This is a genomic window from Rhizobium acidisoli (assembly GCF_002531755.2).
GTDB classification, from domain to species: Bacteria; Pseudomonadota; Alphaproteobacteria; order Rhizobiales; family Rhizobiaceae; genus Rhizobium; species Rhizobium acidisoli.
Window position 1 is genome coordinate 4,289,725 of the sequence record NZ_CP034998.1, and the last position, 15,398, is coordinate 4,305,122.

The 15,398-nt window shown below is 61.0% G+C and carries 15 protein-coding genes; 7 read left to right on the forward strand and 8 right to left on the reverse strand.

The features are described from left to right. The first annotated feature begins 7 nt into the window (after positions 1-7). Positions 8-1,165 carry an AI-2E family transporter gene (locus CO657_RS20845; protein WP_054182214.1) on the forward strand — a complete coding sequence of 386 codons (1,158 nt, stop codon included), beginning with the start codon at positions 8-10 and terminating at the stop codon, positions 1,163-1,165. Positions 1,166-1,226: 61 nt separating this feature from the next. On the opposite strand, the gene CO657_RS20850 is transcribed toward CO657_RS20845, so the two are convergent. From CO657_RS20850 to cax, 3 genes are all read right to left on the reverse strand, one after another. Then, on the reverse strand, positions 1,227-1,463 hold the full coding sequence (locus CO657_RS20850) for a hypothetical protein (protein WP_003589377.1): 237 nt from the start codon (positions 1,461-1,463) through the stop codon (positions 1,227-1,229). Positions 1,464-1,665: 202 nt separating this feature from the next. After that, on the reverse strand, positions 1,666-1,974 hold the full coding sequence (locus CO657_RS20855; protein WP_128715577.1) for a potassium channel family protein: 309 nt from the start codon (positions 1,972-1,974) through the stop codon (positions 1,666-1,668). A gap of 47 nt (positions 1,975-2,021) precedes the next feature. Continuing rightward, positions 2,022-3,116 (reverse strand): calcium/proton exchanger, encoded by a 1,095-nt coding sequence (cax, locus tag CO657_RS20860; RefSeq protein ID WP_054182213.1) that lies wholly within the window; start codon positions 3,114-3,116, stop codon positions 2,022-2,024. Between the two features lie 513 nt (positions 3,117-3,629). On the opposite strand from cax, the gene CO657_RS20865 reads away from it, so the two are divergent. Beyond that, on the forward strand, positions 3,630-5,438 hold the full coding sequence (locus CO657_RS20865; protein WP_054182212.1) for a hypothetical protein: 1,809 nt from the start codon (positions 3,630-3,632) through the stop codon (positions 5,436-5,438). Positions 5,439-5,535: 97 nt separating this feature from the next. On the opposite strand, the gene CO657_RS20870 is transcribed toward CO657_RS20865, so the two are convergent. The 3 genes from CO657_RS20870 to CO657_RS20880 all read right to left on the reverse strand — a co-directional run bounded on the left by CO657_RS20870 (position 5,536) and on the right by CO657_RS20880 (position 9,758). Continuing rightward, the gene (locus CO657_RS20870; protein WP_054182211.1) at positions 5,536-6,495 is read right to left on the reverse strand and encodes a hypothetical protein; all 960 of its coding nucleotides are present in this window, start codon (positions 6,493-6,495) and stop codon (positions 5,536-5,538) included. An 87-nt stretch (positions 6,496-6,582) separates the two neighbouring features. Continuing rightward, positions 6,583-8,520, reverse strand: a complete 1,938-nt coding sequence (locus CO657_RS20875) for a mechanosensitive ion channel family protein (RefSeq protein ID WP_054182210.1) — start codon at positions 8,518-8,520, stop codon at positions 6,583-6,585. A gap of 11 nt (positions 8,521-8,531) precedes the next feature. After that, positions 8,532-9,758 (reverse strand): alpha/beta hydrolase, encoded by a 1,227-nt coding sequence (locus CO657_RS20880; RefSeq protein ID WP_054182209.1) that lies wholly within the window; start codon positions 9,756-9,758, stop codon positions 8,532-8,534. A gap of 247 nt (positions 9,759-10,005) precedes the next feature. On the opposite strand from CO657_RS20880, the gene CO657_RS20885 reads away from it, so the two are divergent. Both CO657_RS20885 and CO657_RS20890 read left to right on the forward strand, forming a co-directional pair. Continuing rightward, a complete protein-coding gene (locus CO657_RS20885; RefSeq protein ID WP_054182208.1) occupies positions 10,006-10,728 on the forward strand; it encodes a YoaK family protein in 723 nt (240 codons plus the stop codon). A gap of 68 nt (positions 10,729-10,796) precedes the next feature. Further along, a complete protein-coding gene (locus CO657_RS20890) occupies positions 10,797-11,585 on the forward strand; it encodes a YdcF family protein (RefSeq protein WP_054182207.1) in 789 nt (262 codons plus the stop codon). Position 11,586: 1 nt separating this feature from the next. Here the strand turns inward: CO657_RS20890 and CO657_RS20895 are convergent, their stop codons facing one another. Then, complete coding sequence (locus tag CO657_RS20895; RefSeq protein ID WP_003589362.1) at positions 11,587-12,060, reverse strand: hypothetical protein; 474 nt, start codon at positions 12,058-12,060, stop codon at positions 11,587-11,589. Between the two features lie 175 nt (positions 12,061-12,235). On the opposite strand from CO657_RS20895, the gene CO657_RS20900 reads away from it, so the two are divergent. Beyond that, complete coding sequence (locus CO657_RS20900; protein WP_003583389.1) at positions 12,236-12,871, forward strand: trimeric intracellular cation channel family protein; 636 nt, start codon at positions 12,236-12,238, stop codon at positions 12,869-12,871. 12 nt (positions 12,872-12,883) lie between these two features. Here CO657_RS20900 and irrA read toward each other — a convergent pair whose 3' ends face one another. Next, positions 12,884-13,303 (reverse strand): iron response transcriptional regulator IrrA, encoded by a 420-nt coding sequence (gene irrA, locus CO657_RS20905; protein ID WP_003555773.1) that lies wholly within the window; start codon positions 13,301-13,303, stop codon positions 12,884-12,886. Between the two features lie 300 nt (positions 13,304-13,603). On the opposite strand from irrA, the gene fabA reads away from it, so the two are divergent. Both fabA and fabB read left to right on the forward strand, forming a co-directional pair. Beyond that, positions 13,604-14,119 carry a 3-hydroxyacyl-[acyl-carrier-protein] dehydratase FabA gene (gene fabA, locus CO657_RS20910; RefSeq protein WP_003589358.1) on the forward strand — a complete coding sequence of 172 codons (516 nt, stop codon included), beginning with the start codon at positions 13,604-13,606 and terminating at the stop codon, positions 14,117-14,119. 43 nt (positions 14,120-14,162) lie between these two features. Then, positions 14,163-15,395 (forward strand): beta-ketoacyl-ACP synthase I, encoded by a 1,233-nt coding sequence (gene fabB / locus CO657_RS20915; protein WP_054182206.1) that lies wholly within the window; start codon positions 14,163-14,165, stop codon positions 15,393-15,395. Positions 15,396-15,398: the final 3 nt, after the last annotated feature.

Below are 15,398 nucleotides of genomic sequence, written 5' to 3' on the forward strand. Positions count from 1 at the left end.
GCCGAACATGGCGGAGAACACAGGCGATACGGCAGCGCAGGGAGCCGGGTCAGGGCAGATTTCGGTAGAGGCGAGAATAAGCGATCTTGTCCGGTTGGGCATCATCGGGCTTTTCGCCTATTGGACGATCGTCTTGATTGCTCCCTTCGCGCTGATCGTTATTTGGTCGGCCATTCTGGCGGTGGCGCTATTCCCGATATTCCAAGCGCTCTGCAGGCTGCTTGGAAACAGGCCTGTCATCGCAGCCAGCATCATCGTCGTCTTTTGCCTCGTCCTGATCATTGCGCCCCTGGCTCTGGTCGCGGTCAATTTTGCCGACACCGCGCAGGCATTGATCGGCAAGTTGCGGGCGGGGGAATTCACGCTCCCCTCGGCGCCGGCCGCCATTCGGGAGTGGCCCGTGGTCGGCGAGCGGCTCCACGACGCGTGGAATCAGATTGCAAGCGATCTGGCCGCGACGATTATCAAGTTTCAGGCGCCCATTCGTGAAGTGACGGCCGTTATCGTCACAAAGCTTGCCTCGATCGGCGGCGGCGTGTTGAGCTTTGTCGTTTCGATCATGCTTTCGGGAATATTTCTCACGCGGTCAGCACGTCTGGCGGCGGCCATACAAGTGCTGGCAAACCGGATCGCCGGTGAAAAGGGTGTCGGCTTTGCCCGGCTGGCGGGAGCCACGGTGCGCAATGTATCGCGGGGTGTCATCGGCGTTGCCTTCCTGCAGACATTGCTCTGCGGATTGTGCTTCGCTTTCTTTGGCGTCCCGGCGCGTGGGGCGCTGACATTCGTGATCTTCATGTTTTGCCTGATGCAACTGGGGCCGGGGCTCGTGCTTCTTCCCGTTATCATCTGGTCGTGGTTTTCGTGGTCGCCCGCCGCTGCTTTTGCCTTTACCGCCATTACCGTGCCCATCATGCTCATCGACAACATATTGAAGCCCGTGCTGATGGCGCGGGGTCTCTCGACCCCGATGCCGGTCATCCTGATCGGAGTCATCGGCGGCACACTTTCCCACGGGCTGCTGGGCTTATTTCTGGGGCCGGTCGTACTCAGCGTCTTCTACGAGCTGCTGAAAGCCTGGGCCTGGCCCTCAGTCCAGACCGTGTCGGAAAATAGCGGCCCAGCCAAGCTCGATGCTCTGCCGGAACGCATCGAGCACAGGCAATGACGGTCTGCCGAGGCAGATGTCATCCCCGTCCCGATAGGTCGCAGTCAGCGTCTGGCGGGATTCACCGGTTCTTGCAGTAGACGACAACCTCCTGCTCGATTTCGCGGCAGAGCTGTTCATACTCGCTGATCAGCCTCTCTTCGCTGGGGCTCTTATTGCGGAACCGCTCCAGTGCATCGACGGCGAGATCGTAGGATTCAAACATTTCAGCGAGGGCCTCACTAGTCATGCTCGCCAGCAGATGCCGGATATCGGGAAGTCTCAACATCAATTTTCTGCGGCCGCGCTCTTGGCTCATGGGTCAGCTCCGCATTCAAAACACTCCTGCAATGGATACGAAGTCGCCGAGGGAGCGGATCGTTCCCGAGATCACGAATTAATGTACGGATTTGGAAACGGAGTGGCGCGGAGCCTGCAATCTAACCAGGCCTAAAACGCGTTCTTTGCTTTTATGCATGTCGTTATCCCGGGAGCTGCTGCACACGTCCGGGCGACATGCATTAGCCGCCGTCTCGGTCCGTTGCGTTTAAAGCCTTTACTGTGATGGCCGCAATGACGCCGGTCAGGACGATCCCTGCAAAACCGATGAGCAAGGCCAGGATTCGTGCCGAAACATGTTTGGGCGTGAAATCGCCGTAGCCGATGGTAAGTCCCGTCACGAAGGTAAAATAAAGCGCTTCATCGATCCGCCAATCCTCGATCTGCCAAATTGCAAGACCAGACGCGACCATGATCGATACGATGCCGGAAAGGATCGGCCAGATGACGCGAAGCTGCTTTGCGAGTGCGATGAAGAACAACCGCCTCATCTTTTGAGTTTGCGGTTCGCCGCCTGATTGCTTGGGAACGCGGAACCTCATCGCACTGCCGGCGGCAAGACATACAGGGTTGTGGCGAAAATGATGTACACCATCAGCACCAGGACGCCGACGAACCACGCCGATCGCCCGCTGTTGGTGACGAACATCGCAGTCACTGTAGCAAGGAACATCATCATCACGGCCCCCGGCCAGAACTGCAGATCCATCGGTGACGGGCCGATCACGTAACTCATCAAGACCAGGACCGGCGCGACGAACAACGCGATCTGGGACGCGCTCCCGAGCGCGATGCCGACGCTCAGATCGAGCCGGTTCTTACGCGCGCCGGAAAACGCCGAGGCCATTTCGGCGGCGGCCCCGACCAATGCGACGACGATGAAACCGACAAAGGCGGGGGTCATTCCGAAGGCGACGGCCGCTTCCTGCACGGATTCGACGAAAATCTCGCTCACCAAGGCCACAAGGACAGTGACCCCGGCAAGCGTGCCGAGAGCAAGGCCGATCGGCCACGGCGCCTCACCGGCCTCGGCATGATCTGCTGAAGAGAAAAATTCCCGGTGCGTCCCAAGCGTGAACAACAGCCCCAGGCCGTATCCGATGATCAGCAGAACGGCTAGGCTGAGGCTGAGCGTTTGGGTGACCGGGGCAACCGATGCCGTGTCCAATCCGCCAAGCACCGAAGGCATCAGCAGGGCGACTGTAGCCAGGAAAAGCAGGCCGGCCTGAAGACGCGCACTGGCGCGGTTGAATTCCTGAATGTGGTATTTGAGCCCGCCGAGCAGAAACGAAGCGCCCAGCATGAACAGCGTGTTGGTGACGATCGCTCCGGCGATCGATGCCTTGACCAGCGTATATTGACCGGCCTGCAGCGCAGCCAGCGCGATGACCAGCTCGGTCAGATTTCCGAGGGTCGCATTCAGCAGCCCGCCGGCTGCGTCACCCGTCTTGGCGGCAACAGATTCCGTCGCATGGCTGAGTAGCCCGGCGAGCGGCACGATGGCCAACACCGACAGGACGAAAAGCGCCGTGTGGGCTTCGGGAAAGAGTGCCGCAGCCAAGAACACCACCGGCACAGCGGCCAGCAGCCAGAGTATGGGGCTGCCGCGAATCTCTTTGAAAAGTGGGCTCAACCTTTCCCCCCGTGATTATCCTCGCGCGTTGCAGCAATGTCAGCGGGAGATGATCTGCTCCTACCCAACGCCGAGGATTCTGCCTTGCTCGTTCCCCTATCCCGGACGCGGCCTCCGGAAACGTCGTTTGCAAGGAAGGCCAGACGCCTGGAACGTGCAGCAGACCGGATTGCCTGCGCCTGTTGGTCACTGTCGGCACGGGGCCGATTTTATGCGCGGCGCGGACGCTGATCGAAGACCGTTTGCTGCGATAGATTGTGATTGTCTCCCCGAAGGCGGGGCTTTGAGCCCAACCAATGGCGATGAAATCCGGCGCCGCCTATAGATTTGCACCCAAGACCTTCGACGAGCAAGAGAGGCTACGCGATACTACAAGGATTGCCCACCCACCGGACCGGGAGAAATTGCATCCACGCTTGCCGCGCCCCCAGGCCGGCCGGCGCTCGATAAATCGAAGCGATGCTTGCAACTGCAAGCTCCTCGGATATGATGCTTTAGAAGAAGCTTACATAAATGCGTGATCTTGTCGTGGGGGCGATCATGAGAAACGCGACAAACGTCAATCTATTCAGCAGTCTTGGGCCGACGGCTGAGGAAATCTGCCGGCAGGCCGAGCGAATTCTCGCAAGTGAAGAATTTCACGCGCCGCAGCGCGGGCGAAATTTCCTGGAGTTTGTCGTCAACGAGACGCTCGCCGGCCGATCTGGCTTCCTGAAGGCGTTCACCATCGCAAATGTGGTTTTTGGCAGGGAAGCGTCCTTCGATCCGCAGAATGATCCGGTCGTCCGGATCGAGGCCGGCCGGATACGAAAGGCCCTGGAGCGGTATTATCTCGTCGCGGGCCAGGCGGACGAGGTCATTATTACGATGCCGAAAGGCGGATATGTCCCGCATTTCGAATATGTCCGCGATGCGGCGATGGCGCCGCCGCTGAACGAGCCGGAAAATGCTCGGATCGCTGACCTCGCGCATCAAGCTCATCCGCTTCCGGAGGCGCACCCTCCGACGCTGCCGGCGGGTCGCGGCCGCGGGATCGCTCTACCGGCCATCTTCGTTCTTCTTCTCCTCGCATTGGTGTCTGCACTTTTTATTGCCCGAGGTGTCCCGGTGCGCGCGCCGCCGCCGGCAGCCTCCGTGCCGACGGTTGCCGTCGAGGTGTTCGCCGAAAGCAGCTCCGTCGATTCCAGGGCGGATATCGCCCGCGGCCTGAGGGATGATATTATCGGCCAGCTTGCTCAGCGCGATAAGGTCATCGTCGTCGCCGATCCGCCGACGGGTGATCGTGCCGTTGCTGCCGACTACGCGCTGCAAGGCAACATCCAGATGGACGGCAGCAGGTTACGTTCGGTCGCCAGGCTGGTGCGGCAAAGGGACGGGGTCGTCATCTGGGCCGATAATTTCGATGCCGATTTTCGCGCTCAAAACAAGCTTGGAATTCAAGCAAACGTCGCCCGGCAAATCGCCGGTGCGATAGCGCAGCCCCATGGCGCGATCTTTCAGGCCGAGCCAGCGATGATCGCGCGGTCGGGCCTAAAGGCAGACCAAAATGCTGAAGCCTGTAGCCGGGCCTATGATAGCTATCTGCAGACGATGACTGCGCAAAGCCATGGTGTCGTGCGCGAGTGCCTGCGACAGGCAACCCAGCGTAACCCTGATAATGCTACGTCCTGGGCGCTCTTGTCCCTTGTCTATCTTGACGAAGTGCGATTTCGCTACAGGCTCGGCACCCCATCTTCGGCCGAACCTCTCGAATTGGCGAATGCTTCAGCGCAACGGGCGGCATCGCTCGCGCCGGACAATACCCGCGTGCTCCGCGCCGTCATGCTGGTGAATTTCTTCCGGGGAGATATCGACAAAGCACTGGCGGCTGGAACGGCGGCCTATGCTGCAGACCCCGACGATGTGGAAGTTGCGGGCGAGTACGGTTTGCGTCTGGCGATGTCGGGGAAATGGCAATCGGGCTGCGAGTTGGTTTCGATCGCATTCGACAAAAATGTCGGCCCCAGAGGCTATTACGCGGGCGGCATGGCGATGTGCGCCTTTATGCGGGGCGATATCGAAGCGGCGGAACAATGGTCGAGAATATCCGATCTCGACTTCAATCCCATGCGCCACCTTGCCCTGCTGTCCATTCTCGGGGCAGCGGGTAAGATGGCTGAGGCCAAGCTGGAGCAGGATTGGCTCCTTGCCAACGCGCCGGCATTGATGACGAACATCCGCCAGGAGATTTCCCTGCGCCTGCAGCGGCTGGAGGATCAGGAAAAGGTCTTTGCCGGACTGCGCGCCGCAGGCGTCGCCGTTGACCTGCCGTCGGGAGGATAATCCATGTCGCCCGGCTGTGTGCAGCGGTTCCGCTAAAGCGCGTCGCAGCCGGCTGGACGGTCGCCGGCGATCTGAAGAACGATCGTTTGCACCGCGGCTACGGAAGCGGCCCTGCGCCGCTCAGTTTGCGGCTACTTGAAATTTCCATAATGATTTGAGCGGCAATTTCGTCCTCGACATCGAGAATGGTTTGATCGCGCAGCTCGCGTTCATATTGATTTGCCCAGACGACCGCGCCGTCGGCGCCGTTGACCAGGCGGACATGCAGATGCAGGACCCTGCCCTCGACTACGGTGCTGCCCTGAAGATTGAACAGCGAGCCTGTCGTCTCCATGCCGGATCGACCGGGAGCAAGCACGACAAGACTATCCAACTTCATGAGCTTGGCGATCAGCTGATCGACCAGCCCCTTGGCAAAATCCGCCGCGCGCGCGGTGCCGCCGAGGGCCGCGAAGGGTTCGACAACCATCCTGGTCTTGCCCATCAATGTCGAGGCGGCAGGTGCTGCCGGCGTTTTCTGCGGCGAGAGATAGGATTCGATCGGACGGATGAGGGCAAGTACCGCGATTGCACCGAAGAGGGCAGGAATCCCGATCGGCAGCAGAAGATCGCGATAGCGTAGCGGTCGCTCATGCCCGGGCACATGGCCCTGGCGGTTTGGCGGCGTGGCCGCCCCACCAGGGGTGGAGCCTTCGTCATCGCTGGAAAAATGCGGAGCATAGCCCCCTTTGGGAATGGTGATTTGTATCGGGTCGCCGCTTCCGCAGACGAGATAGTATCGTTCGAGGGCGCGACGGATGCGCCCCGCTTCGATGCGGACAACCGGATCGTTCTGGGCATCGAAGGAGGCATCGCGGCCGAATACCGCCTGTGCGATCGCAAAGGCCTTAAGCTGGTCGCCGTGGCCTTCAAGCGTCTCTTCGACGATATATTGCAGAAAGCGGCGCCCGCGTTCAGGCGCAAGGAATTCCGGGCTTGCGAGGATACGATCAAGCTGCGCGCGAACGCCTTCGGGGTCTTGACGGGCCTGGCTGTCTCCTCGTTCTTCCGGTGCCATTTAGACCTCCCGCGATGCGGTCATATCACCCAAGGCTGATCGTTTTATCCATCTGTCGGCGGTCGCCTGCCACAGCGGCCGGCGAGGTCACTTTGCCGGCGCCGCCGTGTTTGCCGCCTGCTGCGCGCGGATCGCTTGCGCGGCTGCCGCCGCGCCGCCGCCCTTGTCGTCGCCTCCGACTTGCACCGTTGGCTGCGCAAATGCGATGCCGTTGGCGAGGAACACCTCGCGAATCTTGGCATAGGCCTTGCGGCGGATATAGGTCTGCATGCCCGGCACTGTGGTCATGGCGAAGCTCAACACGATGCCATAATCGCCGAACTGCTCGACGCCCTTCATTTTCAGCGGCTCGATGAAGTGCTGGCCGAGTTCCGGATCTTCGATCAGTTCGGCTCCGACCTTCTTGGTCAGCTTGCGCGCCTTGTCTATGTCGGTGTCGAAACCGACGGTGATCCTGAACTTGTCGATCACCCAGTCCCGGCTCATGTTCTCGACGGCACCCAACTCGCTGAACGGCACCGTGAACACCGGGCCGCGATGATGGCGCAAACGAACCGAGCGCAGGCTGAAGCTCTCCACCGTCCCTTTGTAGTCCTTGGCCTGAATGTATTCGCCCACCCGGAAGGCGTCGTCGAGCATGTAGAACACACCGTTGATGACGTCCTTGACCAGGGTCTGCGAGCCGAAACCGATGGCGACGCCGAAGATGCCCGCTCCGGCAATCAGCGGGCCGATCTGCACACCCAATTGCGCCAGCACGATCAGCCCTGCCATGACCGCGACAGCGACGGCCAGGGCGTTGCGAAAGATCGGAAGAAGTGTGCGAAACCGGGCGCGTCGGGCGGCGTCGGCCGGCGCGAGGGATGTCGTGCCTGTGGAGACACGCAGCGTCCGGTCGATCCAGCCCCGCGCTATTTGCCAAAGAAGGTCGGCAACCACGAGGATCAGCACGCTCTTCAGGCAGCCGTAAAACAAGGCGGCGATCATCGGGTCGCGCTGACCGAGCGTATCCGGATTGAGATGCCAGACGAGCGCCAGCCATCCCACGGCGGCCGCGATAACCGCGGCGCGCGCGCCTCGGGCGACCAGAATGCCGCGCAGGCTGCCTGGATCGCTGGTGAAGGAGAGCGCCATGCGGCCGACGGCATTCAGGATCCCCGGCAACACCAGCGCATAGATGCCGATCCAGAACAGGCCCTTCATATTGACGCACCAGATGAGCCACAGGACGACGAGAAAGGCTGTTCTCGCGGCTTTCCAGGCGCGGCTTCCGTCCGAGATCGACCATACGGCCTCGATCCCAAGCAACAGCCCGATCACCGAGAAGCAGTAGGTGATGGCACTGCTGACCTCAGGGGAAACGCCGAGCGGCTCGCCGACGGCTGCTGTCGCGATCGCAAAACTGATGACCCCGAACAGGATCAAGAGCCGCCTGCGCAGCGACGAGCCTATCGTCGCCGCCGACAGAAGCGCGGCCGCCAATCGAAACAGGATGAAGGCCGAGAGATAGGCAAGCAGCGTCACCCGCGCGAGCGGCGGCCATTCCACTGCGAAAAAGACGATGCCCATCGCTCCCGCGAATATGCCGACCGGGATAAGCCGGCCAAGCAGTGCCTCGCGGCGCGCGGCAAATCTGCGATACACCGCCTCGGCGGCGAGACCGAAAGCGACCAGCCCGCCGAATATGACGAAGACCGGCGCATAGCCTCTGCCGGCAGCTTCGCGCCTTGCTCGTGTTGCCGCCGCCGTCACCTCTGCCGGGATCGCCGGAATCGCCGTCAGAACAGCGTTCACACGTTCCCGCGCGCCGGCCTCCCACCGGGCCAAGGCCGAATTGCCGGCCGGTGAAGCAGGTGTCACAGGCGCACTCTCCGCCTTGCGGCTATCCAGCCAGGCTTTCACCTCGGGATCCTGCAGAAGGCGCACGAGGTCGTCGATCTTCTGCTGCTGGCCCACCGGCGGCGTCTGCGCCAAAGCACTCAACGCGAAGAGAAAAGCAGCGGTGAAGGAAAGAAGCCATTTCAACCTGAAACTCCTCACTGTGTCAGCGTCTGTTGCTTCAGGTCGCCGTCGAGCGTCTCGTTGGCGGATCTCGGAGGTTTCTTCCGCGTGACGGGCTGTTCGATGATCGCAACCGGCGCCGCGGCAGCGGTCGCGGCAACGGTGCCGATCGTCGATACCGTTCCGCCGACGACGGCCGTAATGCCCTGGCCCAGGGTGACCTTGGAATCGGTCAAGGTCTGACCGGCCATGAGGCGCTGGCCGATGAGTTGGACGATCTCGGGACTTTCGGCGAATTTGCCGTGATTGAGCCTGTCGTGGGTCTTCACCTTCGTCAAGTCGATGGCGGTGATGCCGGCATTTTCCAGCTTCGAGCGGTAGGGCTCCTCGGCCGGATTGATCGCGCCAAGACGGGAAACGCGTCCGGTGATGAAGCTCGAAACCGCAAGAGCCTTGTCGTCCTGGGAAACGAAGATCGTGAATTTCGGACGCGGCTCGCCCATCTCCACATATTGTTTGGCGAAGACCTGGATGTCGATGTCGGGCGAGGCCAGGATGACATTGTGGATCTTCGAAATGACGTGACCGTCGCGTATCCCCATCTGCCGCAGCGATTCCATGGCAAGCCATGTTCCCATCGAATGGGCCATGACGGTGATGTCCTTGACGTCGGGGTCGGCTGCCAGCGTGCGGAGCGCCTGCTCCAGCGCCGTCCGCGAATAATTCGTACTCTCCTTGTCGTATTGGTAGGCGGTGATCTCCGCTCTCGACGGCCAGGTGAACAGCACAGGCGTCGCCTGCATCTTGCTGTCATGCACCAATTGGGCCAATCGGAAGACGGAATCCTCATAGGTGTTGTTGAAGCCATGGATGAAGACGAGCGCATGCCCGCCGTGCACATGCTGCCGGAACCAGACGCGGCCCTCTGCCACGGTGTCGATCTGCTGAACACGGGTGACGGCAAAGTCGGTGGCCGGATCGGGCGGAAGCCGCTTCGGCCACTGCACGGTGCCGGCTTCGCGCTTTGCCGGGATCGAAATCGAGATCTGCGTCAGATGCGGCTTGGAACTGCGCTCGCCGTTGAAGAGCGTCGCCGGGTTCCCGGAAGGCTCGCGCGTGGTCGCAACCAGCATGTCGACCGTGGAGGTCGGCGCTGTCGACGATGAAGACAATGAGGTTGAAACTGGCGTCATCACGCCGCCCGGATGCCCGCAACTTGCCAGAAGAAGTAGAAGAAAAAGAGCCACGCTACGCTTTGCCATTCACGCATCCAGCAATCGCTCGAGAGGGCGTTCCGAGCCCTGGATACTAGCAGGCGGGTTATACCGGCGCCTGTAGCATCACGTAATATCTGTGGCGTTCAAGGCGATGGAGATCATCGATCGACAAGTCCCGATCCAACCTGGGCGAACTGCTGCAGTCCGGCTGATCGTCTTTGCCAATTCCTCAATGAACAGCATGTATATTTGCTGCCGGAATCTCAGCGATTCGGCTTCGGGACTAGCAGTCATGACCAGAGCAAGACGCCGCCGCCTCATCCGTACTAGGCGAACCCTGACCGGGGTTGGCCTCGTCGGCTCGATCTCTTTTCTGGCTGGCATGACCGATGCGACCGGGCTGCTGCTGACCGGCGATTTCGTGTCCTTCATGACCGGCAATACGACGCGGGCGGCACTCGCCTTGAGTGATGGCAATCTCTACCACGCGGCGGTGCTGATCTCCGCCATCCTCGTTTTCGTGCTCGGCAATGCGGCAGGCATCGTCGTTGCCCATATCTCCGAGCGCCGCATTTTCGTGGTGCTCGGTTGCGTCGGTCTCGTCCTGGCGCTCGCCTCGGTGACGACGATGCAGGGCCTGTTGCTTGCCCGCTTCTATATGATCGTTTTCGCCATGGGCATGGTGAACGCCGCTGTCGAGCATATCGAGGGCCTGCCGATCGGCCTGACTTATGTCACCGGCGCCTTGTCGCGCCTCGGCCGCGGCATTGGCCGCTGGATCATCGGCGATCGCCATATCGGATGGACGATCCAGATCGTGCCCTGGGGCGGCATGGTGCTCGGCGCGATCGCCGGCGCCGTCCTGACGCGGCTGACCGGTGCGCATGCGCTGTGGATGATTTCTCTCTTTGCCATGGTGCTTGCACTTGCCGCCATGTTCATCCCCCGTCCACTGCAGCGGCGCTTCAACCAGAAGATCGCGCCGCATCGACCGGCCGTTGCGCCGACGAAATAGAACCGTCGCATTCCTGTTACCATCGAATCGGATAGGAAGGACCGCCGCCCATCCTCAAGGAGTAGGTCTTGTTCGTCATTTCGAAGCTTGTCTGGATTTTCGCCCAGCCGCTGTCGCTGGCATTCTTCCTCGTCTTTCTTGCCCTCATTGCCGGCCTGCTGCGCTGGCGGACCTTGAGTATGCTTAGCGCAACGGGTTCGGCCCTCATCCTCTTCGTCACGCTCTACACCACGGCCGGCAACCTGATGATGCAAGGCCTCGAGCAGCGCTTCGCAAAACCCGCCGCCGACCCCGATAGCCTGCAATGCATGATCGTGCTTGGCGGCGGCTTCGAAAACGAGGTGAACACGGCGCGCCACGGCATCGAATTCAACGCCGCGGCCGATCGTTTCGTCGAAGCGCTGCGGCTCGCGCAGAAATTTCCGCAGTCGCGCATTCTGGTGTCGGGCGGCGACGGCTCCCTTTCGGGCATCTATGAAGGCGATGCGGCGGCATCCGAGCGCTTCTTCCCGCTCTTCGGCGTCGGCAAGGATCGCCTGATTGAGGAGAGGCAGTCGCGCACCACCTTCGAAAACGCCGTCAACACCAAGGAATTTTTGGCGAGCCAGGGGCTTTCCAACTGCCTGCTGATCACCTCGGGCTTCCATATGCCGCGCTCCGTCGGCATCTTCCGCAAGCTGGGCATCGATATCGTGCCCTGGCCGACCGATTATCGCACCGACGGCCAGGTGAAGGCGGGCTTGGATTTCACCCAGCCGAACCTCAACGCGCAGAACATGGCGACGGCGATCCGCGAGTGGTACGGCCTGGTCGGCTATTATCTCGCCGGCCGGACCTCGGCGCTTTATCCGCGCTGAGTTACTTTTTTGAAATGGTGACGAACTTCGTGCCGCGCACCCGCGCGGTCACGATGCAGGGGTCACCTTCGGTGCGGTCGCAGAAACGCGGATGCATCTTCATCGCCAGCACCATGTTGCCGAAGCGCTGGACGAAGTCGTAGCCGTAGATCTGCGCCGTCGCGATCATGAAATAACCGCCTTCGGCCACCTGCAGATAGAAATTATAGGTGCAGCCATCATCGTTGCATTGCGGCCCCTTCTCACCGTCGCAGGTCAGCTGGCCCTCATTGACCACGGCATCGATCAGCCCGTCATTGTTGATGTCCTGCCGGGTGACGAAGCCATCGGCGAATTCGGCCGCCTTGCATTGCGCCTGGAAATGTTTCTTCTCGTAGATCTCCGGATCGGAGATCAGCGATTGCTGGCCGAAGGCCACAGCCGGCATAATCACCAGCAGGAGAATATTCAGAACGGCGAGCACCAGCGTTTTCACGGCTTTCCTCTTTTGGATAAGGCTCTGCAGCCCGATGCATGTCGCCCACAAAGTGTGCAGCGGTTTTTGGTCAACGACATGCATCAATAAACACTTTATCTTTATGGCCGCACCGCCTTGCGCCGCCCTTGCCGCCGTGGTTTTTGGTGAAATATTCCGCCGATCCGGGGTTTGCATGTCCTTGCTCGTTTATCTCGATTACGCCGGCATCGCGCTGTTTGCCGCGACAGGCGCGCTCGCCGCCTCGCGCAAGCAGCTGGACCTGATCGGTTTTCTGTTTTTCGCCATGGTGACGGGAACGGGCGGCGGCACCGTGCGCGATATCGTGCTCGGCCGCGTTCCGGTCTTCTGGGTGCTGAATCCGGCCTATATCCTCGTCTGCTGCATCGTCGGCGTCGTGGTTTTCTTCACCGCCCACCTGCTGGAATCGCGCTATCGCCTGCTGATCTGGCTGGATGCGATCGGCCTTGCCGCCTATTGCGTGCTCGGCGCCGCCAAGGGCCTTGCCGCCACCGGCTCACCGACCATCGCGATCGTCACCGGCACGCTGACAGCGACCTTCGGCGGCATACTGCGCGATCTGATGGCAAACGAGCCCTCGGTGCTGCTCAGGCCGGAAATCTACGTGACCGCCGCCCTTATCGGCGCCGGCGTTTTCACGCTCGCCAATGGGCTGGGAATGCCGCTCTATCTGGCGTCTGCCTGCGGCGTCGTGGCGGCCTTTGCGGTGCGCGGCGGCGCTCTGTGGTTCGGCTGGACTTTTCCGACTTACAGGCACAAGCCCGGCCGGCACCCCGACGATGTCATGTGAAACAGCGTGTTGTCAGCCTTGCTTCGCCCGCAGCCGGATCACCACGTCGACATGGGCGATCTCCATGCCTTCAGGCGGCTCCGGCAGATTGGCGATCGTCAGGTTGCTGACGGGAATGTCGAGCACCTCGTTTTCGCCTTCGACGAAGAAATGGTGGTGGTCGGAAACATTGGTGTCGAAATAGGTCTTGGCGCTCTCGACGGCGAGAACGCGGATGAGGCCGGCTTCGGTGAACTGATGCAGCGTGTTGTAGACGGTTGCCAGTGACACCGGCACGCCGGCGGCAACCGCCTCCTCATGCAGTTCCTCGACCGTCAAATGCCGGTCACCCTTGGCAAACAGCAGGTCGCCGAGCGCGACGCGCTGGCGGGTAGGCCGAAGGCCTGCGCCGCGCAGCCTGACCTCTATGGCGATCGGGAGTGCACCCGTCATCAAAACCAACTCCGGTTATTCCTGCATAATTCAATCATGTTTCTTCAAGCGGTATAACTTTTGCACAGGAGCCTTTCAATAGTTCAATGGGGACAAGAGCCTGATAAACGCCGCCAAAACCGGCTTTTAACGCAAATAGGTCTGGTCGCAGCCCTGGCCTTCCTGTATGCGACCACCAAATAATAGCGCAAGCTTGGTCCGGGACCATGAATGAAGCCGCCTTGCTCGTGCTTCATTTTCTGAAGAACTTGGACTACACGTTCACATCTATGGGCTCACGCGGGAGGGAAAAGAAACTTTATGACGACCAGACAGTCCAGCTTCTCGTACGACGAACTCATCGCCTGCGCACATGGCGAGCTGTTCGGGCCCGGCAATGCGCAGCTTCCGCTGCCGCCCATGCTGATGGTTCACCGCATCACCGATATTTCCGAAACGGGCGGGACTTTCGACAAGGGGTATCTAAGGGCCGAATACGACGTACGCCCCGACGATTGGTATTTTCCCTGCCATTTCGAAGGCAATCCGATCATGCCGGGCTGCCTCGGCCTTGACGGCATGTGGCAGCTGACCGGCTTCTTCCTGGGCTGGCTCGGCGAGGAAGGCCGCGGCATGGCGCTGTCGACAGGCGAAGTGAAATTCAAGGGCATGGTCCGCCCGCACACCAAGCTGATCGAATATGGCATCGACTTCAAGCGCGTCATGCGCGGCCGTCTGGTCCTCGGCACGGCCGACGGCTGGCTGAAGGCGGACGGCGAAACCATATATCAGGCGGCCGATCTTCGCGTCGGTCTCTCGAAAGACAAGACGGCCTGAACCGCATCTCGAGCGGCTCACGAAACAAAAAAGGTTTGATCAGATGAGACGGGTAGTTGTCACGGGTCTGGGTGTCGTGTCCTCGATCGGAAACGACGCCGCCGAAGTCACCGAATCCTTGCGGCAGGCAAAGTCGGGTATCTCCTTCTCCAGCGATTTCGCCGAGCACGGCTTCAAGTGCCAGGTTTGGGGCAGCCCCAAGCTCGGCGCTGCGGAGCTTGCCGAACTGGTCGATCGCCGTGCCATGCGCTTCCTGTCGCAGGGCGGCGCCTGGAACCATGTCGCCATGAAACAGGCACTGGCCGATTCCGGGCTGGAAGAGAAGGACTACGCTCAGAACGAGCGCACCGGCATCATCATGGGCTCCGGCGGCCCGTCCACCCGCACCCTGATCGAGGCGGCCGACATCACCGTCAAGAACAACAGCCCGAAGCGCATCGGCCCCTTCGCCGTGCCGAAGGCGATGTCCTCGACCGCATCGGCGACCCTTGCTACCTGGTTCAAGATCCACGGCGTCAATTACTCGATCTCGTCGGCCTGCTCGACATCGGCGCATTGCATCGGCAACGCTGCAGAGATGATCCAGTGGGGCAAGCAGGACGTGATGTTCGCCGGCGGCCACGAAGATCTCGACTGGACGATGTCCAACCTCTTCGACGCCATGGGCGCCATGTCCTCCAAGTACAACGATACGCCCGACAGCGCCTCGCGCGCTTATGACGTCAACCGCGACGGTTTCGTCATCGCCGGCGGCGCCGGCGTGCTGGTGCTCGAGGAACTGGAGCGCGCCAAGGCCCGCGGTGCCAAGATCTATGCCGAAATCGTCGGCTACGGCGCAACCTCGGACGGTTACGACATGGTCGCCCCCTCGGGCGAGGGCGCGATCCGCTGCATGCGCCAGGCGCTCGCCACCGTCAAAGGCGATGTCGACTATGTCAACACCCACGGCACCTCGACGCCGGTCGGCGATAGCAAGGAAATCGGCGCTATCCGCGAGGTATTCGGCGCCAAGATCCCGCATATCCAGTCGACCAAGTCGCTGACCGGCCATTCGCTGGGTGCGGCGGGCGTGCAGGAATCTATCTATTCCCTGCTGATGATGCAGCAAGGCTTCATCGGCGAAAGCGCCCATATCACCGAGCTCGATCCCGAATTCGAAGGCGTGCCGATCGTGCGCAAGCGTATCGACGATGCGAAGATCGATATCGCCCTCTCCAACTCCTTCGGCTTCGGCGGGACGAACGCCACGCTCGTCTTCCAGCGCTATAACGGATAATAA